Genomic DNA, 25,542 nt, shown 5'->3' with positions numbered 1-25,542 from the left:
GATGGCCAAGGCATTCGCGTCGCAAGGCGACATGGAAGAGAAGAAGATCAGCTTCACGGAAGTGGGCGAGGGCCTCTACGCCTTCACCGCGGAGGGCGACCCGAACACCGGCGTCATCATCGGCGACGACAGCGTGATGATCGTCGAGGCGCAGGCCACCCCGCGTCTTGCGCGCAAGGTGATCGAATGCGTCCGCTCGGTAACCGACAAGCCGATCAGCCACCTGGTGCTGACGCACTACCACGCGGTTCGCGTGCTGGGCGCCAGCGCCTATGGCGCGCGCGAGATCATCATGTCCGACACCACCCGCGCGCAGGTCGCAGAACGTGGGCAGGAGGACTGGGACAGCGAATTCGGCCGCTTCCCGCGCCTGTTCCAGGGCCATGAGGAAATCCCCGGTCTGACCTGGCCGACCACGACCTTCAGCGACCAGATGACGGTTTACCTCGGCAATCGCCGCGTCGACATCATGCATCTGGGCCGCGCTCATACCGCAGGCGATGCAGTGATCTGGGTGCCCGATCATGAGGTGATGTTCACCGGCGATATCGTGGAATACCACTCGGCCTGCTATTGCGGCGACGGTCATTTCGGCGACTGGCCCGAGACGCTGGCCAATATCGCAGCCTTCGAGCCGCGCGCGATCGCGCCGGGTCGTGGCGATGCGCTGGTGGGCGAAAAGATGGTCACCGAAGCGCTGGAGAACACCGCCGATTTCGTCCGCTCCACCTTCAAGCCGGTGGAACGCGTCGTTGCCCGTGGCGGCACCCTGAAAGAGGCGTGGGACGCGGTGCGCGAAGCCTGCGATCCGAAATTCGCCGATTACGCGATCTACGAACATTGCCTGCCGTTCAACGTGGCGCGCGCCTATGACGAGGCCCGCGGGATCGACACCCCGCGTGTCTGGACGGCAGAGCGCGACCGCGAGATGTGGGACGCGCTTCAGGGCTGAGGCGCGCCGGCAGGGGAGGAGGAACCGATGCCATATGATTACAAGCCGTTCGACTATGTTGCGCCGAAGGGGCTGAGCGCCCCGGAGCCGCGTCACAAGGTCATCGTCGTTGGGGCCGGGCCGATCGGTCTCGCCGCCGCGCTGGAGCTTGCGAATTACGGCGTGGCGTCGGTCGTGCTCGACGACAACAACGTGGTGTCGGTGGGCAGCCGCGCGATCTGCTGGTCGAAACGCTCGCTCGAGATACTCGACCGGCTGGGCGTGGGCGATGCCTGCGTGCAGAAGGGTGTGACCTGGAAGGTCGGACGCACCCATCATGGCGCGCGCGAAGTGTTCAACTTCGACCTGCTGCCCGAGGACGGCCACAAGATGCCCGCCTTCGTGAATCTGCAGCAATATTACGTCGAGGAGTATCTCGTCGCCGCTGCTCAGGCGAACCCGCTTGTCGACCTGCGCTTCAAGAACAAGGTCACCTCGCTCGAGCAGGCGGCGGATCACGCGACGGTCTCGATCGAGACGCCGGATGGGGAATATACGCTCGAAGGTGAGTATCTGCTGGCCTGCGACGGGGCGCGCTCGCCGATCCGGCAGATGATGGGGCTCGAATTCGAGGGCGTTCTGTTCGAGGAACGCTTCCTGATCGCCGATATCGAGATGCAGGCCGATTTCCCGTCGGAGCGCTGGTTCTGGTTCGAGCCGGATTTCCACGAGGGCCAGTCGGCACTGCTGCACAAACAGCCTGACAATATCTACCGCATCGATCTGCAACTGGGCTGGGACACCGATCCGGAGGAAGAGCGCAAGCCCGAGCGCATCATCCCGCGGATCGAGAAGGCGGTGGGCCATTCGAATTTCAAGCTCGACTGGACCTCGATCTACACGTTCCAGTGCCGTCGGCTGAAGAACTTCTTCCATGACCGGGTGATCTTCGTGGGCGATAGCGCGCATGTCGTCTCGCCCTTCGGCGCGCGTGGCGGCAATGGCGGGCTGCAGGATGTCGACGCGCTGGGCTGGCGTCTGGCGCGGGTCGTGAAGGGAGAGAGCACGCCCGCGCTGCTCGCCCGCTACGACGCCGAGCGGACCTTCGGCTCTGACGAGAACATTGCCAATTCCAGCCGCACCACGCGGTTCATGTCGCCGCGCCCGGGGGCGGAGCGGTGGTTCCGCGATGCGGTTCTGGCGCTGTCTGAGCATGCGGATTTCGCCCGCCCGATGGTGAACTCGGGACGCTTGAGCCTGCCGTGCCGCTACCCGCTGGACCAAGCGCCCGATGATGCGGCCTTGCCGAGTGGCACCCGTCCCGGCGCGGTCGCCCCCGATGCTCCGCTTGGCAACGAATGGCTGCTCGATCGGCTTGCGGGCGGCTTCACGCTTCTGGGCCTCGGTGCCGAGGCGCCCGAGGTCGCGGGGCTGCGCAGAATGACGCTCGATCCGACGCCGGAGCTGCGCGCCCGCTATCTCGGCGATGCGCCCTCGGCGCTCTACCTGATCCGGCCCGATCAGGTCGTCGCGGCGCGTTGGCAAAAAGCGGGGGCCGAGCAGATCGCCGCGCAACTGGCTGCAATCGAGGAGGGCAGCGCATGAGCCTGATCACCGACCTGAACCTTGCCGATCACGACGCGCTCTACGAGCGGCTTATCGCTGCCCATGAGGGGCTGAACGAGGCGGAAAGCGCTGCGTTCAACGCGCGGCTGATCCTGATCCTGATGAACCATATCGGCGACCGCCGCGTGCTCGAGGAGGCGTTCGAGCTCGCCGCGCGTGCCGGGCGTCCCGATGCCAGCCCGAAAACCGGGCAGATGCGCGCCGATAGCTGATGCCTTTACCGAACGCGGGAGCTCCGCGTTCGTCGTCATTCTTGGGAGGAAACAATGACGCATAAACTGACGAAACGTGCTTTCCTGGGCTCCGCCGCCGCAGTGGGGGCGACCCTTGCGATGCCTGCGATCCCGGCACGGGCCGAGGGCGTGGACCTCGTCCTGTCGAGCTGGTTGCCGCCGCGCCACCCGATCGTGGTGGACGCGATCAAGCCCTGGGCGAAGGACATCGAGAAAGCGACCGAGGGCCGCGTGCGCATCCGCGTGCTCGCCAAGCCGCTGGGCTCGCCGCCCGCGCATTTCGACATGGCGCGCGATGGCGTGGCCGACATCACCTACGGTCTGCACAGCTTCACGCAGGATGACCGCTTCAAGAATTCGCGCGTTGGCCAGTTCAGCTTCCTCGGCAATGATGCCGTGTCGATGTCGGAAGCCTTCTGGACCGTCTATACCGAGAAGCTCGGCGCCGAGAAGGAACATGCCGGCACCCATCTGCTGGGCCTGTTCAACCATGGCCCCGGGATGGTCCACAACAACAAGCGTCCGATCAACAAGATCGAAGACCTGCAGGGTCTGAAGATGCGTGTGCCCGGCGGCTACATCGCCGATCTGATGAGCCATTTCGGCGTCGAGACGATCTTCACCCCCTCGGGCGAAGTCTATGAAAAGCTCTCGCGCGGCGTCGTCGATGGCGTGACCTTCCCCTATGACGCGATCGCCTCGTTCAACCTCGCGGACTACCTGAAATACACCACCACGATCCCGGGCGGCATCTACAACACCACCTGGTTCCTGGTGATGAATTCCGGCAAGTGGGACGCGATTTCCCCGGCCGATCAGGAGGCGATCAACAAGCTCTCCGGGCTCGCCTTCGCAACCCGCGTCGGCAAAGCGTGGAACGGCGCGGACGAGCGCGGCAAGAAGGCAGCGAAAGAGGGTGGCATGGTCGCCGAGACCGCGCCGCAGGGCGTGCTCGACGCGATCAAGCAAGAGGCCAGCGTGCTCGAAGGGCAGTGGGCCGACAGCCTGGGTGGCGACTATGACGGTCGCGCCGCGCTTGCCGAGTTCCGCAAGATGACGGGCGTGGACGTATGATCGCACGCGGCCGCTTCGTTCTCGAGGCAATCGCCGCGGGCCTGGTGACGGGGTTGATCCTCGTCACCTGTTTCGACGTGGTCGGCAGGTATCTGTTCAACAACCCGCTGACCGGCGCCTACGAGATCACCCAGGTGCTTCTCGGCGCGCTCGTCTTCGTCGCGATGCCTCTCACCACGGGCAAGGGAGGCCATGTCGAGGTCGACCTGCTGATGCCGATCCTGCCGCCGGTGCTGCGGCGTATGCTCGGGCGGATCGGGAGCGTGATCGCGGCGCTCGTCATGCTCTATTTCGCATGGCGGCTGGTGATCCTGACACAGGATCAGTTCCACACGCAGCTCGCGACCTCGGGTCTCGGGATCAAACTCTGGTATTTCGGTGTGATCGGCGTACTCAGCTTCGCCGTCTCCGCCCTTGTCGCGGTGCTTCGGAGGCCGGAATGACGATATCTCTCGTGGCATTCGCCATACTTCTGGCGCTGGTCTTCCTGCGCGTGCCGATCGCCTTCGCGATGGCGCTTGTCGGCGGGGCCGGGTTCGCATGGATGCGCGGCGCCGAGGCGGCCGGCTCGATGGTCGGCAGCGCCGTCTTCGAGACCGGGATGAACTATTCGCTTTCGGTCGTGCCGCTCTTCATCTTCATGGGCAATGTGCTGGCCGGATCGGGGATCGCCAGCGGTCTCTTCACGGGCGCCGACCGGGTCTTCGGGCGGATGCGTGGCGGGCTCGCGATGGCCACGATCCTCAGCTGCGGCGGCTTCTCCGCGGTCTGCGGTTCGTCGCTCGCGACCGCGGCCACGATGTCGAAGGTCGCGATGCCCTCGATGCGCCGCTTCGGCTATCACGACTCGCTCGCCACCGGCGCCATCGCCGCGGGCGGCACGCTGGGCATTCTGATCCCGCCCTCGGTCATCATGATCATCTTCGGTCTTCTGACCGAGAGCGACATCGGCAAGCTGTTCATCGCGGGGATCGTTCCCGGGGTGCTCGGTATAGGTCTGTATCTCGTGTCGGTCATGGTCGCAGTGCGGCTGAACCCGAAACTCGCCCCGGAAGTGCGCGAGCCCCTTGCCATGAAACGGCAGGACATCGTCGGCGTGCTCGCGACGCTCGGGCTGTTTGTCTTCATCATGGTGGGCATCTATGGCGGGTTCTTCACTCCGATCGAGGCCGCCGGCATGGGCGCGGCTGCGGCCGTCTTGATCGCGGCTGCGGTCGGCGGTCTGAGGCTCGGCGCGCTCTGGCGGGCGCTCACCGATGCGGCAATCGCCTCCGCGATGATCTTCGCGATTGTCATCGGAGCCGAGATCTTCGGCAATTTCGTCACCTTCGCGGGTCTGCCCGACGCGCTGGCCGAACTGGTCTACAATCTCGGGCTGGGCGGCTACGAGGTGATCATCATCATCGTACTGATCTACATGCTGCTGGGCATGGTGCTCGAGAGCCTGTCGATGATCCTGCTGACGGTGCCGATCTTCTACCCGGTGATCTACCAGCTCGATTTCGGTTCAGGGCTTTTGGCCAATCCCGACAATGCGTTGATCTGGTTCGCCGTGATCGTCGTGGTCGCGACGGAGATCTCGCTGATCACGCCGCCTGTGGGCATGAATGTCTTCGTGCTGCGCTCGGTTCTGCCGGACGTGACGCTGGGCACGATGTTCCGCGGCATCCTGTGGTTCTGGGTGGCAGATATCGTGCGGATCTCGCTGATCGTGGCCTTCCCGGTGATCTCTCTCTGGCTGGTCGGCTAGTCCCGCTCGGGCTCGGTGCGGATATCGAGCTCGAGCGTGTCGATCAGCGCATTCACCCCGGCTTCGAGCCCGGCGCGCGCTTCCTCGGGCAGGGCGGAGAGCATCGTCTGGGCACGGGCGTTCACCTTGGGCCGGGCCTCGCCATAAAGCGCACGGCCCGCCTCGGTGCATTCATACTCACGCAGCCGCCGATCGCTGTCGGGCACGAAGCGCCGGATCAGCCCGCGCGCTTCGAGACGCGCCGCTGCCCGGCTTACCTGAACCTTGTCGAGCGTGGTGCGGCGCGCGATGTCGAGCGATGAAATCCGGCCGACCCCGTCGAGGATCGACATCAGCCTCCATTCCTCTCGCGTAAGCCCGTATTCGCGCGCATAGACATCCTGGAGATTGCGCGAGAAGGCCTCGGCGGCGATCGCGAGACGATAGGGAAAGAATTCCTCGAGCTTCATGCGGTGCAAATCCTCCTCGGGGCAGGATGGCAGTGTTTCATGTGCAATGAAATGACTTTCATGAGACCGCTCCCGGCGCGCTCTGCGCTCAGATCGGCAGCGGCGCGTCCTGCTTGAACTGGTGCATGACGATCTGGCTCTGCACCCGGGCGACGGTGGGATGGGCAAGCAGCACGTCGTGGATCAGCCGATGCAGTGCTGCCAGATCCGCGCAGTAGACGCGCAGCAGATAATCCGCCTCCCCCGTCAGGGTCCAAGCGGAGGTGATCTCGGGCTGCAAGGAGACGAGGCGCGAGAATTGCTGCGCCGGTTCCGCCCCGTGTCGCTGCATCTGCACCTGCACGAAGGCTTGCACGGCAAGCCCAAGCCGCGCCGCATCGAGCCGCGCGCCGTAGCCGCGGATCAGCCCCTCGGCCTCGAGCCGCTGCCGCCTGCGCCCCACTTGGCTTGGCGACAGGTTCAGCCGCTCGCTCAAGTCCTGCGAGGTTAGCTGGGCATTCTGCTGCAGTTCCGCGAGCAGGCGTTTGTCGATATGGTCGATCATGCGGAGATTTAGCGCCGAATTCCACCTGGATGCAATATTTGCGCAAAAATTGGCGCCCCTATGCGCTACTTCGCGCGGAACGAGCATTCGTCCCAGGCTACTCTCTTCTTAGCGCAAACAGGAGGAGAAACCCATGGGACCGTTCCCCCACGACGCCCCGCAATCCACCATCACCGAGGAGAATCCCGCTGGCACGGACGGGTTCGAATTCGTCGAATTCGCACATCCCGATCCGCAGGAACTGCGCGACCTCTTCGCGAAGATGGGCTATGAGCATGTAGCGAACCACAAATCGAAGCCGGTCGAGCTTTGGCAGCAGGGCGACATCACCTATGTCATCAACGCTGACCCCGACAGCTTCGCGGCCCGTTTCGTGGAAGAGCACGGGCCCTGCGCCCCCTCGATGGCATGGCGCGTCGTCGATGCGCAGCACGCCTTCGATCACGCGGTGAAGAACGGTGCGGAGCCCTACGAGGGCACGGACAAGACCGTCGACTGGCCCGCGATCAAGGGGATCGGCGGCAGTCTGATCTATTTCACCGACCAATATTACGACACCTCGCCCTATAACGAGGAATTCGACTGGCTGAAGACGTCGAAGCCGAAGGGCGTGGGCTTCTATTATCTCGACCACCTGACCCACAATGTCTTCAAGGGCAACATGGACAAGTGGTTCAACTTCTACGGCGATCTCTTCAATTTCCGCGAGATCCGGTTCTTCGACATCGAGGGAAAATATACCGGCCTCTATTCCCGGGCGCTGACCTCGCCCTGCGGGCGCATCCGCATCCCGATCAACGAGGATCGCGGCGAAACCGGCCAGATCGTCTCCTATCTCAAGAAATACAAGGGCGAGGGCATCCAGCACATCGCCGTGGGCGCGCGCGACATCTACGAGGCGACCGACGCGATCGCCGATCGCGGGATCCGCTTCATGCCTGCCCCTCCCGAAACCTATTACGAGCTCAGCCATGACCGCGTGACCGGGCATGAGGAGCCGGTCGATCGGATGAAGAAGCACGGCATCCTGATCGACGGCGAGGGCGTCCTCGGCGGCGGCGAGACCAAGATTCTGTTGCAGATATTCTCGAAGACGGTAATCGGGCCGATTTTCTTCGAATTCATCCAGCGCAAGGGCGACGATGGGTTCGGCGAAGGCAACTTCAAGGCGCTCTTCGAGTCGATCGAGCGCGAGCAGATCGAAAGCGGCGAACTCGTCGCCGAGTGATCGCGCCACAAATCCAAGTTGCGACGGGGCAGGCTGGAGCCTGCCGCGATTGCATTTCGGCGGCGCTGCGGGCGGACCCTTGCCGCTCAGCGAAATCCAAAAGCGCGCACCACGCCGAGCAGAGCCTGGCGAGCTCGACGATCGGTCCGAGCCGGTAAAGTTGTTTGGGCCCGGAGACCGGCGGCACCATGCAGAAAGTCCGATCAACTCTCCGTTATCGAAGCTGAAAGTCTGGAATTCCTCAGGTGAATGCTGCCGTCTTCCTTTGATAGCAAATAGGTATTCGAGAGAATTTATTTTTTAAAAAGACTTTCCTGTGCGCCCGGGGCCGGATCGCAAGCCCTCCGGCCCCAATTACAAACAGGCGGAGATTTTCATGACGGAGCCTTCTATCGAAATCGAATACTTGGATGACGGGGCGATCCGACTGCGCAAAGGCGCGTGGTCGGACAAGGTGCCGCGGTCGCAGATTGAGCGCTGGGCGGACCATTATGAGTTGAAGCATCGAAATAACAGCAATGCCGGGTATCTCGAAATGGCCCGCGCGCTGCGGGAAGCCAGGGCGAAGTTTCTGCTTTGATTGGCTGAGCGGACAGAGAAAAATCCGCTGAGAAAAACCTGAAAGAGTGCGCCGAGGCAGATCAGTTGGGCCTTGTCGGCGTCCGCTCTTTCATTCCGAATCCACAAATCGTAAGCTTCGGCAAAACGGCTCAGAATACGCCATCGGGATCGGCGCAAAATAAACTGAACTTGTCAGGAGGCGAAGATTGGATCAGCTGCGTGTAATCGAAGACCGCTTGCAGCGCCTTAATCGGATCACCGATTGGAAATTCGCCTTGGGTTTGCACATTCGCTTTGCCAATCCGACCCTGAGCTATGTGACCTACCCGAAAGAATGGGTGGATTACTACACCGAAAAACAGCTCGTTTTCGTGGACCCGACCGTCCGATGGGCGATTTCCAATCAGGGTATTTGCGATTGGGCGGACCTCTCCGACGGCGATGAGAGTGACGTGTTCGGCGCCGCTTCGCGTTTTGGATTGCGTTACGGGAAGGTCATTGCACTTGGGGAACTGGACCGTTCCATTGGCTTCTTTGCCCATCCTTCTCGTCCGATCACGCAGGAGGAGATCGAGCAGGCTCAATCGCTAATGCAGGAGCTTCACGACGTCACCCGCGATGCGTTGGACATGTCCGAGAAGGAGCTCGAGGAGCTTCGCCAGATCCCGGTGCTGCCCTAAGCCGGAGTTCTTGGGCCAGACCCCAGAGACCCCAACACCAATGCCAATCTAGCAGAGCCGCAGAGTCTTCTGGGCTGCCCGCGCCCCAGCAGTTGCGGCGTGGGCAGCCCCCGATGTTGCGAGCGGCGTTTACCGTCAGGCGGCGCGGATCTGGGGCGATTGGTCCCGCTCCACCCACGAACCGTTTTCATAGCGCGCCGTGATCCGGCCCGCATCGTCCATCGCCTGCAGCGACAACCAGCCATTGTCGAACAGCGCCTTGAGCTGCGGATGCCGCTCCAGCACGTCGGTGATCGCCTCGGTCGGTGCCGCGACGACCACCGAGAGCCGCAGCGGATCATGCCGCAGCCGCTCGCCGTCATGCATCGATTGCATCGGCAACCCGACCCGCAGATCGCCGCCATTGCCCTCGAACACACCGATGCCGCCGACCACGTTGTGCAACAGCTTGTTGCCCGCCCCGAATACCTCGGGCGCGGTGGCGGAGCCGTTATATTGCAGCGCGATCCAGCTGGTGACGACGGCAGGGGCGGTCAGGATCAGCTCGAGCGTGGAAAAGCCCGCATCCTGCCGCCAGTCGTAATCGTGCAGGAAGGCTCGCCCACCCAGATCGCAGCCCCTGCTCCGCGCCCTGGGGGCCACGATGAAGGCGCGGCACCCGGCCAGCCCCCATTCGGGCCGCAACTCGGACCAGTCCTTGCCCCGCCGGGGCAGATCGGCCTCCGACCCGGCGCGGGGGAGGGCCTGCGCCCGCGCCGTCCGGGCGATCTGGACCGCCTTCGCGAGCGCTGTTTGCAACTGCGCCAGATGCGCCCGTGGCACCGCAGCCGTCCCGTCCTCGAACAGCCGTAGCTCGTCGCTGACGGTATCGTGCAGCCCGGCAAGGAACCGCGTCTCCGGCGGGATCGCGATGCCGTTCCGGGACAGTCCCTTGCGCACCACCGGATCGTTGAGCAGTTCCGCGAGCAACCGCGCGTTCACATCGCCCGCATGGCCGCCACAGGCCCCGCATTGCAGCGCGCTCGCATGCGGTGCGTTGGTGACATGCGCGCCGTGACCCGCGATCAGGACCAGCGGCGCGAAATCGGAGGTGAGCGACATCGCCTGCAGCACCCGTCCCGCCAGCGCGATCCGCTCATCGGAGGGCAGGTCAAGCGCGGGCACGGGCTCGGGGATCGGTGCCGTTTCCTGCGCCATCGCCGACCCGAAAAGCTTGCCCAGATACAGCGGCCCGGCCGCTTCCACGAAGGCGAAGGACGACACCGCGGCCAGCTTGAACCGGCCCCAAGCGCGGGTGGCGCGCCGGGCGATCCGCGCGGCCTGATCGGCCTTGTCGCTCACCGCGACTTGCGACTCGACCCCTGTTTCCAGCAGCACTGGCGCCCGCGCGTCGCGCTGGTCCGAGGCCAGCCCGCGATGGGCGATCGGCAGACCGAAGAAGCCCGCGAAGCCGCGCGTCTGCACGCCGGGATCGGCGGCTTCCAAGGCCCGCCTGAAGGGTTCGGACCGCACGTCGATGCAAAAGACCGCCTGGATTTCGGGTGCCTGTGCGCCGGTCCGTTCGTCCGCCGCTGCGAGCGTTTCCGCCAAGGCCCGTTCTTCGGCCCGGTCCGCGGCCTCTTGCAGTGCAAGATCGATGCGCAGATCGAGGCTCGGATTCAGCGGCGCGGCATGGTCTTTCAGCGCCCGCGTCCAAGGGACGGAGAGCCGGTCGCGGAAACACTCCAGCAGCGCCGCCTCCCACGCGAGCCGGATCACCAGCATCTCGAACGCCAGCGCATTGCGCTCTCCCTTCAGCCCGTCCGCCCAGCCAAGCCCGCGCGCATATTGCGCCCAGCCGCCAAGGCTCATCGCGAGCCGATGCAGGTAGAGTGGCGCGGCCTCGGTGCTCAGACCAAGCCGTCCCGTCAGTTCCGCGAAGGCGGCGCGCGCATCCGTGGGCAGGCTCGCCGCGAAGGCGCAGAAGCCGCGCAGCCCGTGCAAACCCGGCGTCAGGTCGCGCAGCGCGAACGCCCGCCACGCCTTGAAGGCCGCGCCCTCCGGCGCAGGCCAGAGTGCTTGCCCCTTGTCGAAATGCCCGCCGGCCCAGAGACCGACCCGGTCCGCGATCAGCGCGGGCCAGTCCTGTCCGGTCTCCTTCGCGGCCAGATCGGCCAGCGTCGGATCGGGCCGATACGCGGGCGAGGGAGCGTGAAGCGCCTTTCGCACCTGATCGGGGTCGAGCCCGGCCTCGATCGCGGCGGCCGAAATGTCCTGCTGCGTGAGCCGCCCGGCCTCTAGCCACTGGGCTATTGCCTCGCGCGGGGCGGTCGTCCGGGCGCCCGCCACCCGCGCCAGCCGGGTCGCGGCCTGAAGGCGGCTCTCTCCGGCCTGACCGAGATAGGGGTTCACCGCCACCGTCGCCTCCAGCCCGAAGGCGGGCGGGATCTGAGCCAGCGTCTTTTCGGCTGCGGCAAAGAGTTGCAAGGTCGCGCCGGGGAATTGATAGCTGTGGAAACTCATAGCCTTAACCTTTCTTGAGGGGCGTCTGCCCGATCAGCCGATCGGTGAGCGCATTAAGATAGAGACCGTTCATGAGATGGACCCGCAGCCCCGCCGCAGCCGGATGGCTGCCCCAGAGCGGGAAGGTCGCCTGCGCCCAGGCCGCGAGGCCGAAGCCGGCGATCGTCAGGAGCATCACCAGCCAGATCAGCGGATCGGCCGGGGGCGGGGGCGGCAGGGTGCCCGCCGAGAGCGCATTTGCCCCCCAATGCAGCGCGAAATAACCAAGGGTCGCGCCCAGAGACATAAGCGTCGTGCGCCAGAACAGCGGCCACGGCGCGGCCTCCGCCAGCCCCTGAGCGATCAGGTAGGCGACGCCGAAGACGAGGATCGCCCCCAACGCGATCGCCTGTGGCGGCTCGTGCCAGAGCCCGGAGAGCGCGAGCGCCCCGCCGTAGATTGCGAGCGAAAGAAGGAAGGCGCGCAGCACCGCTCCGGCGCCCGGCACCGCGACCGGGCCGGGCCGGCGCTGCTGCGCCACCGCGGCGACCGCGCTGCCCGAGGACAGGAAGGCATGCGCCTTGTAAAGCGAATGCGCCACGATATGCAGCAGCGCCAGCGGAAACAGCGCCAGTCCGCATTGCAGCACCATGAAGCTCATCTGTGCGCAGGTGGACCATGCAAGCGAGGTCTTCACCGCCGATTGCGTCGTCGCCACTGCCGCCGCGATGAGTGCGCTGAGCCCGCCGACCAGCGCCAGCACTGCGAGGACGCCTGGCGCGGCGAGCATCACGTCGGCAAAGCGGATCAGCAGGAAGCCCCCTGCATTGACCACGCCCGCATGCATCAGTGCCGAGACCGGGGTTGGGGCCTCCATCACCTCGGTCAGCCAGCCATGGGTCGGGATCAGCGCCGATTTGAACACCGCAGCGACGCCCAGAAGCCCCGCCACGACCCAAAGCGTCTGCGGCCCTTGCCCGTCGCGCGCGGCCTCGAGGATGCGCGCGATGTCGGTGGTCCCGAAGCCATAGGCGAGAAGGCTCACCGCGACCAGCAGGGCACCGCTCGCGACCAACCCGCTGAGCGATTTCTTCCGCGCGGCGCGTTGCGCGCCGGGGCGCTCTGGATAGAACAGCAGCAACCGGTGCAGACCGGTGCCGACCGCGATCCATGCGATCACCAGCTGGAACAGGTTGCCCGCCACCACGAGCGCAAGCACACAGGCGAGTGTCAGGCTCATCCAGCCCATGAACCAGCTTTGCCGCGCTTCGCCATCGAGCGCGACCCGCGAAAAGCGCAGCACCACCCAGCCGACGAAGCCGACGGTCAGTGCCAGCGAGATGCTGACGATGTCGATGCGCGCAGAGAGACCGATGCCCGCCATGCCTATGAGCGGGCTCGTCGTCGGCCCCGACAGCGCAAGCGTCACCGCCGCGCTCACCGTCGCGAGCAGCCCCAGAAGTGAGGCCAGCTCCGGCCCACGCAGTCGCGCTCCGGCCCGCTCCGCAGGCCTCAGAAGCAAATCAGTGCCGACCGCGATCAAAAGCGCAGCGGGCAGCAGCAAGAGATAAGACATGGCAACCTCCAGTTCGTTCCCGGGAGAGGTAGCGGCGACTTAGTGTGAAGAAAAATTCATTGTTTGTGGGTTTTCGTTCTGTTTGATAGAACGATGTCAGAGTTGAACTACCATCATCTGCGCTATTTCCACGAAGTCGCGAAGGACGGGAACCTGACGCGCACGGCGGAGCGTCTGAACGTTTCGCAATCGGCGCTCTCGACGCAGATCCGCACATTTGAGGCACGGATCGGTCACCAATTGTTCGAGCGGCGCGGGCGGCAGTTGGTGCTGACCGAGGTCGGGCATATCACGCTCGACTATTCGGAGCGGATTTTCGAGGCGGGCGAAGAGCTTGCGGCCACGTTGCGACAGGCCTCGGCGGGACGTCAGGCGGTGAGGATCGGCGCGCTCTCGACGCTTTCGCGCAATTTCCAGATCGGATTTCTCGCGCCGCTCATCGGGCGCACGGATGTGGAGATCGTGCTGCGTTCGGGCAACGGGGGCGTTCTGTTCGAGGCGCTGCAGGCGATGGCGCTTGACGTGGTGCTGACGACGGAGCCGCCGGCGCGCGACGTGTTCTCGAGCTTCGTCGCGCATCGCGTCGCCGAACAGAAGGTCTTGCTGCACGGCACGCCGCACCGGCTGCGGCATGCCACGCTCGAGGAGATGCTGAGCGAGGAACCCGTGATCCTGCCGACCGACAGTTCGATCCGGACCGGCTTCGACAGCCTGATCACCCGGCTCGGGCTGCGTCCGCAAGTGGCGGCGGAGGTTGACGACATGGCGATGATCCGCCTTCTGGCCCGCGAGGATGCGGGGCTTGCGATCACGCCCGCCGTCGTTCTGGCCGACGAGCTTCGCGACGGGTTGCTGGTGACCGCACCGTTCGATCTCGATATCGGCGAGGATTTCTACGCGGTGACGCTGCAGCGCCGCTTTCCGAACCCGGTGGTCACGGACCTGATCGAGAAGGCGCGGGAGGCAGAGGCGTCCGGTCGCGGTTGATCCAGGGAAACGCGGGACAATGGCGCGCGCGACCTTGCTGGACAAGAACGCGAAAAGGCGGCTCGAAAGCCGCCTTTTCTTTTGGTCTCGAGCCCAGTCGGTCTCAGTAGACGCCGTAGGTCGTCTCGTCGAGCTTGTCGTAGATCTCCGAGCGCGCAAGCGCGGCCAACGCGTCCACATCGGTCGTGTCCACCTTGGCGAGCAGCCCGTCCCACTTGTCGACGAGCGCCTTGAACTCGGTGAGGATCGCTTCGGGATCCTTCACGCCGCGATCCTTGGCATTGGCGACCAGCGTGGCTTCATCGGCGACCACGAATTCGGCCAGCGCATCTTTCAGGGCCTGATCCGGCTCGGCCACGGCCATGCCGTTCTCTTTCGCCGACTTCACGGCCTTCTCGACATCCTTGTCGAAGGCGATGCGGTGCTCTGCGAGGTAATAGGCCATCTCATTGAACAGCACGCGGCGGTTCTCGGGCGAGATCGACTGCCAGAAGGCGACGTTGTAGCCCCATTCGAACCCGGCGTAGTAGTTGCCGATCGCGAGCGTGTTCATGTCGGTGACGACATCCTTCAGGCTGAAGCTGTCGAGCGCATCCGCCGCCGCGACCGCACAATCGAGCGAGCCGGCGTCAAGCCCGGTATACATCTCGCTCGACGGCATCGAGACCGGTACGGCGCCTACGAATTCCGCGAAGCGCGACCACGCGCCGCCCGCCATGCGCAGGCGCTTGCCCTTGATATCGGCCAGCGTGCGGACCGGGGTGTTGCACTGCATGAAGTACTGCGAGGTCGAATAGCCCCCGCCATAGACCACACCATTGGCTTTCCACTCCGCCAGCTGGGCGGGGTTCGTCAGGCCGAACTCGGTCGAGGCGAAAGCCATGACCAGCGGGTCGGTGTTGTAGAAAGCCATGTTGCCGATGAGATTGTCGATCGGCAGCTCGGAGGGGGTGTAGGTCCCGGCGTGATAGGTGACCTGCGCGATCCCGTCGCGCACGCCCTGCAGCGAGGAGGCCGGCGGCAGCAGCGAGCCTGCGGAGAACACGGTGAAATTGATCTCGCCATCGGTCTCTTCCGCGACCTTCTTGGCGAATTCCACGTAGGGGCCGCGCACCATCGAGTGGCGCTCGGCGAAGAAATGGTTGGCGTTGTAGTCTGCCGCGCTCGCCACGGTCGCGGTGGTCATCATCGCGAAGGCGATCGCCGCGGTTTTCATCGTCGACGTCATGTTCACAGGTTTCCTCCCTTTGGAACGGTAAGTGAGTTGTCGTGTCACCCGGCCATCAGCGCGGGCAGGTAGAGGCTGAGCGCCGGAAACGCGATCAGCAGGATGAGCGTCAGCAGGTCCATCGCGATGAACCAGGTCGTGCCGGAGATGATGTTGCCGAGCTTCACCTTCCCCGACAGCGCGCTGTGCAGGACATAGAGGTTGAGCCCCACGGGCGGCGTCACGAGGCCGATCTCCAGGAGTTTGATCGTGATGATGCCGAACCAGATCAGGTTGATGTCGGCGGCTTCCAGCACCGGCAGCAGGATCGGCAGAGTCAGCAGCATCAGGCCGATCGAGTCGATCACCATGCCAAGGATCACGAACAGCCCCGCCACCATCAGGATGATCACCACCTTGTCGTCGGAGACGGCGAGCATCGCGTTGGTCAGCGAGCGCGGCACGCCGGACAGCCCCATGAAGCGGGTGAACATGATCGCCCCGATCGACAGGAAGAAGATCGAGGAGGTGGCGACGACGGTCTGGCGGATCGCGGCGCGCATCGCCTCCCATGTCAGGCTCCGGCGCAGCAGCGCGATCAGAACGGCGAGAGTCGCTCCCATTCCGCCCGCCTCGGTCGGTGTGAAGAAGCCCCCGAATATGCCGCCAAGGACGCCCATGATCAGGACCGGGAACGGCCAGACCGACCACAGCAGGCTCAGGAAGCGGCGCATGTCGAACGGCTCGGCGGTGCGCGGGGCGAGTTTCGGGTTCACCGCGCAGCGCACGGTGATCATTCCCATGTAGATCAGCGCGGATATCAGGCCCGGCACGACGCCCGCGATGAACAGCTGGCCGATCGACTGCTCGGTGAAGATCCCGTAGAGCACCATCAGGATCGACGGCGGGATCAGCGAGCCGAGCGTGCCCGAAGCGGCCACGACGCCGGTCGCGAGCGACGGGTGATACTTCGCGCGCAGCATTTCGGGCACGGCGATGCGCGACATCGCGGCGGTGGTCGCGATGCTCGAGCCCGACGCCGCCGCGAACAGTCCGCAGGCGCCGACGCTGGCCGAGGCGAGACCGCCCGGCACCCGCGCCAGCAGCATCTTAAGCAGGTCGAAGGCGCCACTCGTCAGCCCGGTATTGGCGGCGACGAAGCCCATCAGCAGGAACATCGGGATCGCGGTCAGCGACCAATCCCCGATGAAGCTGAAGGGCAGGGCGCTCACGATGCCGAAAGCGGCGGTCAGGTTCAGCATCGATGCGATGCCGATGAAGGAGACGATCATCAAGGCGATGCCGATCGACATCCGCAGCGCGAGAAGTCCGAACAGGCTCGCGACGCCGATCCACCCAATGGTCAACATGCTCATGCCGCGGACTCCGTATCATGCAGTTTGGTGACGGGTTTGCCTTGCACAAGCAGCACAGCGCGCAAGAGTGCCGCCACGGCCGCAAGCCCGAAACCCAACGGCAACATGCAACGGGCGGGCCAGACGATGATCTCGCGGCTGCCCATCACGACTTCGCCGACCTTGAAGGCGCGGACCGCGTCGAGACCCGTGCGCCACGTCATCACCGACAGGATCGCCGCGGTCGCGAAGAAGGTGATCAGCAGGCTGATCCGCTGGAGCCAGTCGGGAAAATGGTTGAACAGCAGATCGACGCTGATCTGCTCGTCGTCATATTCGACCAGCGCCATCGGCAGCATGACGATCGCGACCATGTAATAATAGGACGAGATCTCGACCGTTCCCTGGATCGGGGCGTTCCAGAATACCTTCAGCACCACGTCGAGCGTGATGTTGCCCATCATAACGATGATGCCCAGCCCGCCTACGAGCATCAGCCCGTGAGTCAGTCGCCGAAACGCTCGATCAATGAATCCTCTCTGCACCGGTCACCTCCCCGCGATCTTGTGCGCCGGCCAGAGCATTCCTGACGGGGACTACCTATTCAAATAGCAAAGCTTGATCGGATGATCGCGGTTCGTTATCGCTCCGGGGAGGACGGCAGGGAGAGATACTCATGGGCCCAACGCGCATCGGCATTCGCCACTTGCGCTACACGATCGCGGTCGCGGATGCGGGTGGTTTCCGCGCCGCCGCCGAGGCGCTCAACATCGCGCAGCCGGCGATCAGCAAGACGATTCAGGACACCGAGACCGATCTTGGTTTTGCGATCTTCCGGCGCAGCGCGACCGTGTTCGAGATCACCGAGGCAGGACGGATCTTTCTGGAGGATGCGCGCCTGACCCTTGCCACGTTCGAGCGCACGATCCGCGCCTCGCGGCAGAACGCGCTCGGCGCGCGCGGGCATATCATCGTGGGCTATTCCGCACTGGCCTCGTCGTCGCAGATTTCCGCCGGGCTGGATCGGTTCCACCAGAGCTATCCAGGCTGTCAGGTCGAGATGCACGTGATGTCGACGGACACGATGATGCGGAACCTGAAATCGGGCGAGATCGATATCGGCTTCCTGCTGGCGCATGACAGCGTGCAAGACCCGGCCGTCGCGCAGGAGCCGATCTGGTCCACTCGGATCGGCGTCGTCGTGCCGCGCGATGTCGAGGCGCTGTCGCTCGAGGCGCTGCGCGAGCGGTCCTTCGTGATGGGCCTGCGGGAGAACTGGCGCTCATTCCGGGCCCTGCTCGACACGGCCTTCGCACAGGGCGGTCTCGATCCGGTGGTCGTCGACGAAGCGTGGGACGTGCAGGTGATCTTCCAGCGCGTCGCGGAGGGGCGGGGCCTGACCTTCTACCCGATCAGCGCCGCCGACAGTCTGCCGGCCGCGCTGAAGATTCTCCCGGTGCCGGGCTGGAGCCCGGAGCTGACGATCGCGATGGCCTGGAGCAAGGTGGTCGACACGAAATTGCTGCAGGATTTCCGTACGATCTTCCTAGGCTGACACCGCGGCCGGGGTGATCCAATTTCGCGATCACCCGATCACACAAGCCTATTTGAACCTCGCGGAACACCTGACGTCTTATGGCGCCGCAAATGCCGACTGCCAGTGTGAGACCCGATGGATTACGATACCGACCCTGCGCCCTTTGACCTCAAGGGCTCCCGCACGGGTGTGCTGTTGCTGCACGGGTTCACGAGCACGCCCCAAAGCGTGGCTCATGTCGCACATGGCCTGCATCGGCGCAGCGGGGCGAGCGTCCGCGTGCCGCTGCTGGCCGGTCACGGCACGACACCGGAGGAACTGGCGCAGACCGGATATCGGGACTGGCTGGCCTCGGCGGAGGCGGCGCTCGCGGCGCTGCGGCAGGAGTGCGACCGGATCGTTGTGGCGGGGCTGTCTCTCGGCGGGACCATCGCCCTCAACCTCGCGATCCGCTTTCCTGATCGGGTCGATCGCGTCGTGACGATCAACGGCTCGACCGGGCTCTATCGCCCCGATCAGGTTGCGAGCCTCTTCGGCGATCGACCCGAGCCGTTCCAGCGCGGCATCGGCTCGGATATCCGCCATCCCGACCGGCGCGAAATCTGTTACGACCGGATTCCGTCCACCACGATGCGCGAACGCTTCGTGCTGACCTGTGCCACGGGCGCGATGCTGCCGGAGTTGCGCCAGCCGATCCTGGTCTTCCAGTCCCGCATCGATCATGTCGTCGCCCCCGAGAATGGGCTGCGGATCCTGCGCGATGTCGGATCTTCGGATGTCGGACTGGTCTGGCTGGAGAACTCGTTCCACGTCGCGACCCTCGACCACGACCGCGATTTGCTGGTCGAGAAGATCGGGGAATTCATCCTCGCGAACAGGCGATAAAGCGCGCGCAGCAGGGAAGTATTTGGCAGAGAGTGTTTCTCCATCGACCTGAAGTCGCCGCAGCGTTGCCTGTATTGCAATGGGCAAGGGCTGCAGCTCGGCCCTGAGCCGCCCCCGTTGGAATTTTAGGGACATATCACGAACGCACGCAAATTCGTGAATACTTGCGAAAAAACAAAACCCGTGCAAACCTCGCCTATACAGGGGGAGGAGAGTGGGTTTCCGCTTTTGAGGAGAAGCTGGAAGCTTGGCGATCACGCCGTCTCACGAAGTCGCGATGTGCTTGGAGGAGTGCCATCGCGTGTTTTCGACCTCCCTCTCATTCGGCCCCGCGTCCGTCGGGGTCGCAACCAAAACGGGGAGGAACCATGAAACATCTGACCACTCGCAGACATGCGTTGCGCACTCTTGCGGCGGCGGGCGCTGCCAGCCTTGCCGCGCCGCATATCGCCTCGGCCCAAGCCAACGGCACGACCTGGAAGATCCAGACCTCGTGGCCGGGCGGCGTCGGCCTTCAGACCTTCAAGGACTGGTGCGCCACTATTCAGGAAAAGACCGGCGGCGAGCTGGCCTTCCAGCCTTTCGGCGCCAATGACGTCGTGGGCGACTTCCAGCTTTACGACGCGGTGAAGAACGGCGTGCTCGACGCGGTCAACCCGTTCACAATCTACGTGCAGGGCATCATCCCGGCGGGCGTCTTCCTGACGTCCTATCCGCTCGGCCTGCGCAATCCGCACGAATTCGACGTGTTCTATTACGGCCTCGGCGGGCTGGAAATGGCGCGCGAGCTTTATGCGGCGCAAGGCATGTATTTCGTGGGCCCCGTCCACCATGGCCCGAACATCATCCACTCGAAGGTGCCGATCCGGTCGATCGACGACTTCCGCGGTCGCAAGATGCGCCTTCCCGGCGGCATGGTCGCCGATGTCTTCGGCGAAATCGGGGCGGAGACCACCGTGCTTCCGGGCTCGGAAATCTTCCCCGCGCTGGAGAAGGGCACGATCGACGTGGCGGACTATGTAGGCCCTGCGGTGAACTACGCGCTCGGCTTCAGTCAGGTGACCAGCTATATCTCGATGGGCCCGCCCGGCATGATGTCGCTCTACCAGCCGGTCGACATCATGGACATCACCGTGGGCATGGATGCGTGGAACAAGCTCAGCCCGCAGATGAAGCAGTTCGTCGAAATGGAAACCCACGTCTATTCCGACATGCATCACGCGGCGATCCAGAAGGCCGACCAGGAAGCCTGGGCAAAGTTCGAGGCCGACGGGACCGAGGTCACGCGCCTCAGCCAGGACGATGTGGAGCTGATGACCGAAGTCGCCGTCCCGATCTGGTTCAAGTACGCGAACCGCGACAGGGACAGTGCGCGGATCTTCAAGACGCAGCTCGATTACATGATGTCCGGCTCGCTCGGCTATGTGACGCCCGATCTGGTCGACGGGCTGGAACTGAAGCTCTGATTTGATCTCGAAGACAGTCTGACGGGCCCGCCCTCTGGCGCGGGCCCGGTTCAACTGATGGCCGGGCATGTCCCGACAACAGGGGGTGGGCAATGCCCAATATCGACTTCACTCTACCGCATTGGGCCTATTGGGCAGGGTTGATCCTGTTTCCGATCATTGCGGCGTCTCTGGCCAACCGGCCACGCAAGACGGAGCGGCGCTATTCGCTCTCCTTGGGCTATTTCATTCTCGTGACCGGGGGGATGCTGGGACTGCATCGCTTCTATGTGAAAAGCCTGCTGGGCTTTCTCTTCATTCCGGTCTTCATCGCCATTCTTTACGCGAATGCACAGGGCCATAACGCGCGCGGCACGGTTTCGGACATGTCGAACGTGGTGCGCATGGCCGAGCGTTCTCTGAGCCGCGAGCAGGAGCGGGTCGACACCGCGCAGGCCGATCTTCCGAAGCTGCGCGAGGAGCTGGCCGCCGCCGAAGAGGGCAGCTTTGCGCAGAAGCGGGCGCAGCGAAATGTCGATCGCGCCGAGAAGCGGGTCGCGGATGGCGAGTCGCTGATCGAACAGGCTCAGGCCGATCTCACAGAGGCGCGCCCGAAGAGGGACGCCGCCGCCGCCGTGCTCGCAAAATGGCGCAGCATCTCGAAATACGCTTTCTGGGTGCTGCTTGCGGGGATCGTCATCGACGCGCTTCTGCTTCCGATGCTGGTGCGGCGCGCCAACGCCTCGCTGCCCGAGCATGACGAGGAAAGCGAGGTCGAGCGGCGTCTCGAAGCGCTCGAGGAAGAGGAGATGAAAGACGATTCCCGCCATGTCTCGAAAGGTTGGACAGGCTGGATCGATCGGATTTCGCTCAAGGCGGGCGAGTTCGTCAGCTATTGGGCGATCATCGCGGTCTTCGTCTATTACTTCGAGGTCATCAGCCGCTACGTCTTCAACAGCCCGACGAACTGGGCGCATGAGGCGATGTATCTGATGTTCGGGATGCAGTACCTGATCTCGGGTGCCTACGCGATGCTGACCGAGAGCCATGTGCGCGTCGACATCTTCTACGCGCCGCTGTCGAAACCCCGCAAGGCGTGGGTCGATCTGCTGACCTCGGTCTTCTTCTTCATCTTCGCGGGCACGCTTCTGGTGACGTCGTGGATCTTTGCGATGGATGCGATCGCCGTGCCCACGGGCAACGGGCTCATCTCGCAATGGGCGCGCGGCGAAATTCCGACCGGCGAGATGCTGGCGAACTGGAATCTCGGACAATGGACCGATGCGAATGTCCGCTGGGGCGAGATCAGCTTCAACGAATGGGAGGTGCCTCTGTGGCCGATGAAATGGGTCATGGTGATCGGCGCTCTGCTGCTTGTTCTGCAGGGCATTTCAAAATTCGCGCAGGATCTGCGGGTCGTGATGGGCAGGGGCTGATACATGGGACTTGAGATTGGAATTGAGTGGCTGACACTCATCATGTTCGGCTCGCTGGTCGTCCTGCTGATGGCAGGGCTTCCACTGGCCTTCGTCACGGGCGGTCTGGCCTGTGTCTTCCTGTTCGTGCTGGGCGACGAACGCGCGCTCAATATCGTGCCGAGCCGCATCTTCCCGCTGATGACGAACTACCAGCTCTCGGCGATCCCCTTGTTCATCTTCATGGCGTCAATGCTGGAGAGGGCAGGGATCATCAACGAGATGTTCGACGTCATCTACAAGGTGCTGGGCGGTGTGCGCGGCGGTCTGGCCGCGGCCACCATCATTGCCTCGACGGTGCTTGCCGCGATGGTGGGCGTGATCGGGGCTGCGGTGGTGACGATGGGGATCATCGCGCTGCCGGCGATGCTCGATCGCGGATACAATGCCAAGATCGCGATGGGCTCTATCATGGCGGGCGGCACGCTCGGGATCCTGATCCCGCCGTCGATCCTTGCGATCATCTACGCGGTCGTGGCCGAGCAATCGGTGGGCGAGTTGTTCATCGGTGCGGTAATCCCCGGCCTTCTCCTGTCGGGCATGTATGTGGCTTACGTGCTGATCCGCTGTGCGATCAACCCCGAGATGGGACCGCCGATCCCGCCGGAAGAACGTATCACGGGCCGCGAGAAGATCCGCCTGATGAGCAACATGTCGGCGCCGATCTCGCTGATCGTGATCGTGCTGGGCGTGATCTTCACCGGCGTCGCGACCCCGGTGGAAGCCGCGGGCATCGGCACTTTCGGCGCGATCATCGTGGCCGCCATCCACCGCAAGCTCGACTGGCAGACGATCCGCGAGGCCGCGATCACGACGCTCAAGGCCTCGGCGATGGTCATCTGGATCATGTTCGGGGCGACGATCTTCGTCGGGCTCTATGTGCTCGAGGGAGGACAGCAATTCGTGCAGAACGCGCTGGAGGCGACCGGGCTCGGGCCGTGGGGCATCCTGATCATCATGCAGCTCGTGCTGATCATTCTCGGGATGTTCCTCGACTGGGTCGGCATCCTGCTGCTCTGCGTGCCGATCTTCGTGCCGATCGTGAAGGCGCTTGGGGCCGAGGCCTTCGGGCTGAGCGATCCCGACGATCTCGTGCTGTGGTTCGGGGTGCTCTACCTCGTGAACATGCAGATGAGCTTCCTCTCGCCGCCCTTCGGCTACGCGCTGTTCTATCTGCGCGGGGTGGCGCCGCCGGAAATTCCGATGGGCGACATCTTCCGCTCGGCGCTGCCGTTTCTCGCGCTTCAGGTGGTGGGGCTGCTGCTGTGCATGTTCTTCCCGGAGATCATCATCTGGCTGCCGAAACTGGTCTACGGTTGATCACTCGCATCTAGTCTAGGACACACGAGAAGCCCCGCGCCGCGTCGCGGGGCTTTTCATTCTGGCTGATCTGCCGCGATTTCCGGATCGCATGAGCACTCACGGTTCTGCCAGCTCGGCGCGACGGGCCTCGAGGGCTTGGATGAGCGTATCGGCCACCGCCCGAACCCTGCGCGATGCCGCGAGATCGGCGTGGATTGCCATGTAGATCGGACGCTCCATCGCAGATCCGTTGGGGAGCCGATCCGCCAAGAGCCTGAGCCCTGCCTCGCGGGCAAGAAGGTGCGGCAGCACGCCCACGCCCACGCCGCGCGCCACCGCCTCGATCTGTCCCGCCAAGGTGTTGACCGCCAGGCGCGGCGCTTGGTCCGCCCCGAAGGCACGGGCCCACTCGACCTGCAGCTTCACCCCGCTCTCCTCGGGAAAGGGGAAGGTCACGAAACGCTCGGGTCGGGCCCCGCTCGGCGGTCCGTAAAGGCCCACCCCCAGAACGCCCACTTGACGCACCAGAAGGTGACCATGTTCTGGGCGCAACAACCGCAGCGCCAGGTCGGCGTCGCGACGATGGAGATTGACGACTGCGGCACTGAAAAGGATTTCCACATCGAGCCCGGAATGTCTTGCCAGCAACGGCGCGAGCGCCGGCACGATAATGGGCGCGACGATGGTCTCGAAGCTTGCCAGACGCACGAGGCCCGCCACTTCGGCCTCCGCCCCCGCGCCTTGAGAAAAGCCCTGTATCGCCTGCTCCGCTTCTTCTGCACGCGGCAAGAGCGCCTCGCCCTGATCGGTCAGACGGTAGCCGCTCTGGTGGCGCAGAAAGAGAGGCACGCCGAGCGCTTGCTCCAGCCGATCGACGCGGCGCGATACCGTCGCGACCCCAAGGCCAAGGGTCTGGGCGACCCCGGAGAGGGTACCCGTCCGCGCCAGAGCGAGGAAAATCCGCGTGTCATCCCAATTCAGCCGCAAAGCTTTCTTCCAATTTTGGAAAACTGATTGCCAGTATTATCTCTACGCCTCCCAAAATGAAAAGCGTAAACAGCCGGCGTCTTCCCATCGGATGAGGCCATCATGTCCGCAATCGACTTCCCTCCAGCGAAACGCTCCATGTCAGACGGCAGTGCGCTCTCCCTAAGCGCGCTGGCGGCAATCTTCTGGGGCACCAATTTCGAGGCGACCCGCGTCGCTCTCGAATATCTCTCTCCCTGGACCGCTGCCGCGAGCCGCTTCGCGATCGCAGCGGTTGCGATCGTGATCTGGCTCGGGGTTTCGCGCGGGATCAACTTTCAGGTGCTCAAGCGTAACTGGCCCGCCTTCGCGGTTCTCGGCGTCGCCGGGGTCACGGGCTTCAACGCCGCCCTGTTTCTGGGGATGCAAAGTTCGAGCCCGGTCACCGCTGCCCTGATCATGGGCACGACGCCGCTGACGACCAATCTGCTCGATGCGCTGGCTCAAAGACGCCTGCCGAAAGGGACCGCGATCGTCGGAATGATCGTGAGCTTCGTCGGCGTCGCGATGACGGTCGGAGCGTTCTCGGGAACGCGGTTCTCCGGCGGCGACATTCTCATCCTGATCGGCAGCATCGGCTGGTCGCTCTACTCCATCGGATGCCGCAGTTGGGTGCGCGAGGCATCTGCGGTGGAAACCGCGACCTGGACAATGGTCTTCGGAGCGTTCGGGCTCGTGGTGATCTCCCTGTTCGTCGGAAATCCTGTGCAAGAACTGGTGCAGTCTGGGTCGGTCACCCAGTTGCTGGTTCTCTACATGGCACTGGGCGGCTCGGTCCTGGCCTATCTGTTCTGGCAGGTCGGCATTTCGGTGCGGGGGCCGGCCGCGACCTCGGTCCTCTTCAACCTCGTCCCTGTCGCCGCGCTTCTCGTCGCGATCGCCTTCGGGCGGATGCCCGGCTGGCAACAGATTCTGGGTGTGTTCGTCGCCATCCTCGGCGTGTTGCTCGCAAGCGGCCGGCTTCGTCTGCCCGGTCGCAACTGAGGGCGCCCTCAGGCGAACTTGAAGCTTCCGTGATGCCTTCGGCCGGAACATGGCTCTGGCTGAGGGGCGTCAGATCGCCCCCAAGAGAGCATCTGTCCCATGAAGAACCTGCTCTGGCGTCTCGCGTGTCGTCTCCGAAAACGACGCCGCTTCACCGACCCGCGAGACCTCCCGCCTGCACTCCTGCGCGACATCGGTCTCGAGGC

The 25,542-nt window shown here is 64.2% G+C and carries 24 protein-coding genes; 16 read left to right on the top strand and 8 right to left on the bottom strand.

What is annotated here, in order from left to right:
• Position 1 precedes the first annotated feature (1 nt).
• The 6 genes from B6V76_RS08185 to B6V76_RS08160 are packed head-to-tail and all read left to right on the top strand — an operon-like array spanning position 2 to position 5,614.
• Positions 2 to 952 carry an MBL fold metallo-hydrolase gene (locus B6V76_RS08185; RefSeq protein ID WP_088727145.1) on the top strand — a complete coding sequence of 317 codons (951 nt, stop codon included), beginning with the start codon at positions 2 to 4 and terminating at the stop codon, positions 950 to 952.
• 27 nt (positions 953 to 979) lie between these two features.
• Positions 980 to 2,536, top strand: a complete 1,557-nt coding sequence (locus B6V76_RS08180; RefSeq protein ID WP_088727144.1) for an FAD-dependent oxidoreductase — start codon at positions 980 to 982, stop codon at positions 2,534 to 2,536.
• Complete coding sequence (locus B6V76_RS08175; protein ID WP_075777559.1) at positions 2,533 to 2,769, top strand: DUF2783 domain-containing protein; 237 nt, start codon at positions 2,533 to 2,535, stop codon at positions 2,767 to 2,769. The genes B6V76_RS08180 and B6V76_RS08175 overlap by 4 nt, the downstream gene beginning before the upstream one ends.
• A gap of 54 nt (positions 2,770 to 2,823) precedes the next feature.
• Positions 2,824 to 3,864, top strand: a complete 1,041-nt coding sequence (locus B6V76_RS08170) for a TRAP transporter substrate-binding protein (RefSeq protein WP_075777560.1) — start codon at positions 2,824 to 2,826, stop codon at positions 3,862 to 3,864.
• Positions 3,861 to 4,307: a TRAP transporter small permease gene (locus B6V76_RS08165; protein ID WP_088727143.1), complete on the top strand. Its 447-nt coding sequence runs from the start codon at positions 3,861 to 3,863 to the stop codon at positions 4,305 to 4,307. The genes B6V76_RS08170 and B6V76_RS08165 overlap by 4 nt, the downstream gene beginning before the upstream one ends.
• Complete coding sequence (locus B6V76_RS08160; RefSeq protein WP_075777562.1) at positions 4,304 to 5,614, top strand: TRAP transporter large permease; 1,311 nt, start codon at positions 4,304 to 4,306, stop codon at positions 5,612 to 5,614. The genes B6V76_RS08165 and B6V76_RS08160 overlap by 4 nt, the downstream gene beginning before the upstream one ends.
• Here the strand turns inward: B6V76_RS08160 and B6V76_RS08155 are convergent.
• Together B6V76_RS08155 and B6V76_RS08150 are read right to left on the bottom strand one after the other, a co-directional pair.
• On the bottom strand, positions 5,611 to 6,063 hold the full coding sequence (locus B6V76_RS08155; protein ID WP_075777563.1) for a MarR family transcriptional regulator: 453 nt from the start codon (positions 6,061 to 6,063) through the stop codon (positions 5,611 to 5,613). The genes B6V76_RS08160 and B6V76_RS08155 overlap by 4 nt on opposite strands.
• A gap of 88 nt (positions 6,064 to 6,151) precedes the next feature.
• A complete protein-coding gene (locus B6V76_RS08150) occupies positions 6,152 to 6,607 on the bottom strand; it encodes an Lrp/AsnC family transcriptional regulator (RefSeq protein WP_075777564.1) in 456 nt (151 codons plus the stop codon).
• A gap of 133 nt (positions 6,608 to 6,740) precedes the next feature.
• On the opposite strand from B6V76_RS08150, the gene hppD reads away from it, so the two are divergent.
• The 3 genes from hppD to B6V76_RS08135 all read left to right on the top strand — a co-directional run bounded on the left by hppD (position 6,741) and on the right by B6V76_RS08135 (position 9,076).
• Positions 6,741 to 7,835, top strand: coding sequence for a 4-hydroxyphenylpyruvate dioxygenase (gene hppD, locus B6V76_RS08145; protein ID WP_088727142.1), 1,095 nt, complete (start codon positions 6,741 to 6,743; stop codon positions 7,833 to 7,835).
• A gap of 376 nt (positions 7,836 to 8,211) precedes the next feature.
• Positions 8,212 to 8,415, top strand: a complete 204-nt coding sequence (locus B6V76_RS08140; RefSeq protein WP_141104899.1) for a hypothetical protein — start codon at positions 8,212 to 8,214, stop codon at positions 8,413 to 8,415.
• Positions 8,416 to 8,602: 187 nt separating this feature from the next.
• On the top strand, positions 8,603 to 9,076 hold the full coding sequence (locus tag B6V76_RS08135) for an autoinducer binding domain-containing protein (RefSeq protein WP_088719244.1): 474 nt from the start codon (positions 8,603 to 8,605) through the stop codon (positions 9,074 to 9,076).
• Positions 9,077 to 9,211: 135 nt separating this feature from the next.
• On the opposite strand, the gene B6V76_RS08130 is transcribed toward B6V76_RS08135, so the two are convergent.
• Positions 9,212 to 11,578 carry a DUF2309 domain-containing protein gene (locus tag B6V76_RS08130; protein ID WP_088727140.1) on the bottom strand — a complete coding sequence of 789 codons (2,367 nt, stop codon included), beginning with the start codon at positions 11,576 to 11,578 and terminating at the stop codon, positions 9,212 to 9,214.
• Positions 11,579 to 11,582: 4 nt separating this feature from the next.
• A complete protein-coding gene (locus tag B6V76_RS08125; RefSeq protein ID WP_088727139.1) occupies positions 11,583 to 13,133 on the bottom strand; it encodes a proton-conducting transporter membrane subunit in 1,551 nt (516 codons plus the stop codon).
• Positions 13,134 to 13,226: 93 nt separating this feature from the next.
• Between B6V76_RS08125 and B6V76_RS08120 the strand changes: the two genes are divergently transcribed.
• Positions 13,227 to 14,120 (top strand): LysR family transcriptional regulator, encoded by an 894-nt coding sequence (locus tag B6V76_RS08120; RefSeq protein WP_088719241.1) that lies wholly within the window; start codon positions 13,227 to 13,229, stop codon positions 14,118 to 14,120.
• A gap of 103 nt (positions 14,121 to 14,223) precedes the next feature.
• On the opposite strand, the gene B6V76_RS08115 is transcribed toward B6V76_RS08120, so the two are convergent.
• Genes B6V76_RS08115 through B6V76_RS08105 form a run of 3 tightly spaced genes read right to left on the bottom strand, consistent with a single transcriptional unit; the run spans position 14,224 to position 17,227 of the window.
• Entirely contained in the window at positions 14,224 to 15,348 is a 1,125-nt protein-coding gene (locus B6V76_RS08115) for a C4-dicarboxylate TRAP transporter substrate-binding protein (protein ID WP_141104898.1), read from the bottom strand.
• Positions 15,349 to 15,392: 44 nt separating this feature from the next.
• Positions 15,393 to 16,703 (bottom strand): TRAP transporter large permease, encoded by a 1,311-nt coding sequence (locus B6V76_RS08110; protein WP_088724552.1) that lies wholly within the window; start codon positions 16,701 to 16,703, stop codon positions 15,393 to 15,395.
• A complete protein-coding gene (locus B6V76_RS08105) occupies positions 16,700 to 17,227 on the bottom strand; it encodes a TRAP transporter small permease subunit (RefSeq protein WP_141104897.1) in 528 nt (175 codons plus the stop codon). The genes B6V76_RS08110 and B6V76_RS08105 overlap by 4 nt, the downstream gene beginning before the upstream one ends.
• Before the next feature lie 131 nt (positions 17,228 to 17,358).
• Here B6V76_RS08105 and B6V76_RS08100 point away from each other — a divergent pair, with 131 nt between their 5' ends.
• The 5 genes from B6V76_RS08100 (at position 17,359) to B6V76_RS08080 (ending at position 23,344) form a co-directional block, all read left to right on the top strand.
• The gene (locus B6V76_RS08100; RefSeq protein WP_088722063.1) at positions 17,359 to 18,237 is read left to right on the top strand and encodes a LysR substrate-binding domain-containing protein; all 879 of its coding nucleotides are present in this window, start codon (positions 17,359 to 17,361) and stop codon (positions 18,235 to 18,237) included.
• Between the two features lie 117 nt (positions 18,238 to 18,354).
• A complete protein-coding gene (locus B6V76_RS08095) occupies positions 18,355 to 19,104 on the top strand; it encodes an alpha/beta fold hydrolase (RefSeq protein WP_088727137.1) in 750 nt (249 codons plus the stop codon).
• Positions 19,105 to 19,472: 368 nt separating this feature from the next.
• On the top strand, positions 19,473 to 20,570 hold the full coding sequence (gene dctP, locus B6V76_RS08090) for a TRAP transporter substrate-binding protein DctP (protein ID WP_088727136.1): 1,098 nt from the start codon (positions 19,473 to 19,475) through the stop codon (positions 20,568 to 20,570).
• Between the two features lie 92 nt (positions 20,571 to 20,662).
• Positions 20,663 to 21,985, top strand: coding sequence for a TRAP transporter small permease subunit (locus B6V76_RS08085; RefSeq protein WP_088719236.1), 1,323 nt, complete (start codon positions 20,663 to 20,665; stop codon positions 21,983 to 21,985).
• A gap of 3 nt (positions 21,986 to 21,988) precedes the next feature.
• Positions 21,989 to 23,344, top strand: a complete 1,356-nt coding sequence (locus tag B6V76_RS08080; RefSeq protein ID WP_075776423.1) for a TRAP transporter large permease subunit — start codon at positions 21,989 to 21,991, stop codon at positions 23,342 to 23,344.
• Positions 23,345 to 23,443: 99 nt separating this feature from the next.
• Here the strand turns inward: B6V76_RS08080 and B6V76_RS08075 are convergent, their stop codons facing one another.
• Positions 23,444 to 24,313 (bottom strand): LysR family transcriptional regulator, encoded by an 870-nt coding sequence (locus B6V76_RS08075; protein ID WP_206184186.1) that lies wholly within the window; start codon positions 24,311 to 24,313, stop codon positions 23,444 to 23,446.
• Positions 24,314 to 24,415: 102 nt separating this feature from the next.
• On the opposite strand from B6V76_RS08075, the gene B6V76_RS08070 reads away from it, so the two are divergent.
• Positions 24,416 to 25,336: a DMT family transporter gene (locus tag B6V76_RS08070; RefSeq protein ID WP_240497825.1), complete on the top strand. Its 921-nt coding sequence runs from the start codon at positions 24,416 to 24,418 to the stop codon at positions 25,334 to 25,336.
• Positions 25,337 to 25,542 lie beyond the last annotated feature (206 nt).

Origin of the sequence: Thioclava sp. IC9, from assembly GCF_002213225.1 — a bacterium.
Classification (GTDB): domain Bacteria; phylum Pseudomonadota; class Alphaproteobacteria; order Rhodobacterales; family Rhodobacteraceae; genus Thioclava; species Thioclava nitratireducens.
The sequence above is the reverse complement of the archived record's forward strand: the minus strand, read 5'-3'. Positions and strand labels throughout refer to the sequence as shown.

Coding starts and splice junctions, on each gene's coding strand:
- B6V76_RS08185 (WP_088727145.1), top strand. CDS start 2: ATGGCCAAGGCATTCGCGTCGCAAGGCGACATGGAAGAGAAGAAGATC.
- B6V76_RS08180 (WP_088727144.1), top strand. CDS start 980: ATGCCATATGATTACAAGCCGTTCGACTATGTTGCGCCGAAGGGGCTG.
- B6V76_RS08175 (WP_075777559.1), top strand. CDS start 2,533: ATGAGCCTGATCACCGACCTGAACCTTGCCGATCACGACGCGCTCTAC.
- B6V76_RS08170 (WP_075777560.1), top strand. CDS start 2,824: ATGACGCATAAACTGACGAAACGTGCTTTCCTGGGCTCCGCCGCCGCA.
- B6V76_RS08165 (WP_088727143.1), top strand. CDS start 3,861: ATGATCGCACGCGGCCGCTTCGTTCTCGAGGCAATCGCCGCGGGCCTG.
- B6V76_RS08160 (WP_075777562.1), top strand. CDS start 4,304: ATGACGATATCTCTCGTGGCATTCGCCATACTTCTGGCGCTGGTCTTC.
- B6V76_RS08155 (WP_075777563.1), bottom strand. CDS start 6,063: ATGAAGCTCGAGGAATTCTTTCCCTATCGTCTCGCGATCGCCGCCGAG.
- B6V76_RS08150 (WP_075777564.1), bottom strand. CDS start 6,607: ATGATCGACCATATCGACAAACGCCTGCTCGCGGAACTGCAGCAGAAT.
- hppD (WP_088727142.1), top strand. CDS start 6,741: ATGGGACCGTTCCCCCACGACGCCCCGCAATCCACCATCACCGAGGAG.
- B6V76_RS08140 (WP_141104899.1), top strand. CDS start 8,212: ATGACGGAGCCTTCTATCGAAATCGAATACTTGGATGACGGGGCGATC.
- B6V76_RS08130 (WP_088727140.1), bottom strand. CDS start 11,578: ATGAGTTTCCACAGCTATCAATTCCCCGGCGCGACCTTGCAACTCTTT.
- B6V76_RS08125 (WP_088727139.1), bottom strand. CDS start 13,133: ATGTCTTATCTCTTGCTGCTGCCCGCTGCGCTTTTGATCGCGGTCGGC.
- B6V76_RS08120 (WP_088719241.1), top strand. CDS start 13,227: ATGTCAGAGTTGAACTACCATCATCTGCGCTATTTCCACGAAGTCGCG.
- B6V76_RS08115 (WP_141104898.1), bottom strand. CDS start 15,348: ATGACGTCGACGATGAAAACCGCGGCGATCGCCTTCGCGATGATGACC.
- B6V76_RS08110 (WP_088724552.1), bottom strand. CDS start 16,703: ATGAGCATGTTGACCATTGGGTGGATCGGCGTCGCGAGCCTGTTCGGA.
- B6V76_RS08100 (WP_088722063.1), top strand. CDS start 17,359: ATGGGCCCAACGCGCATCGGCATTCGCCACTTGCGCTACACGATCGCG.
- B6V76_RS08095 (WP_088727137.1), top strand. CDS start 18,355: ATGGATTACGATACCGACCCTGCGCCCTTTGACCTCAAGGGCTCCCGC.
- dctP (WP_088727136.1), top strand. CDS start 19,473: ATGAAACATCTGACCACTCGCAGACATGCGTTGCGCACTCTTGCGGCG.
- B6V76_RS08085 (WP_088719236.1), top strand. CDS start 20,663: ATGCCCAATATCGACTTCACTCTACCGCATTGGGCCTATTGGGCAGGG.
- B6V76_RS08080 (WP_075776423.1), top strand. CDS start 21,989: ATGGGACTTGAGATTGGAATTGAGTGGCTGACACTCATCATGTTCGGC.
- B6V76_RS08070 (WP_240497825.1), top strand. CDS start 24,416: ATGTCCGCAATCGACTTCCCTCCAGCGAAACGCTCCATGTCAGACGGC.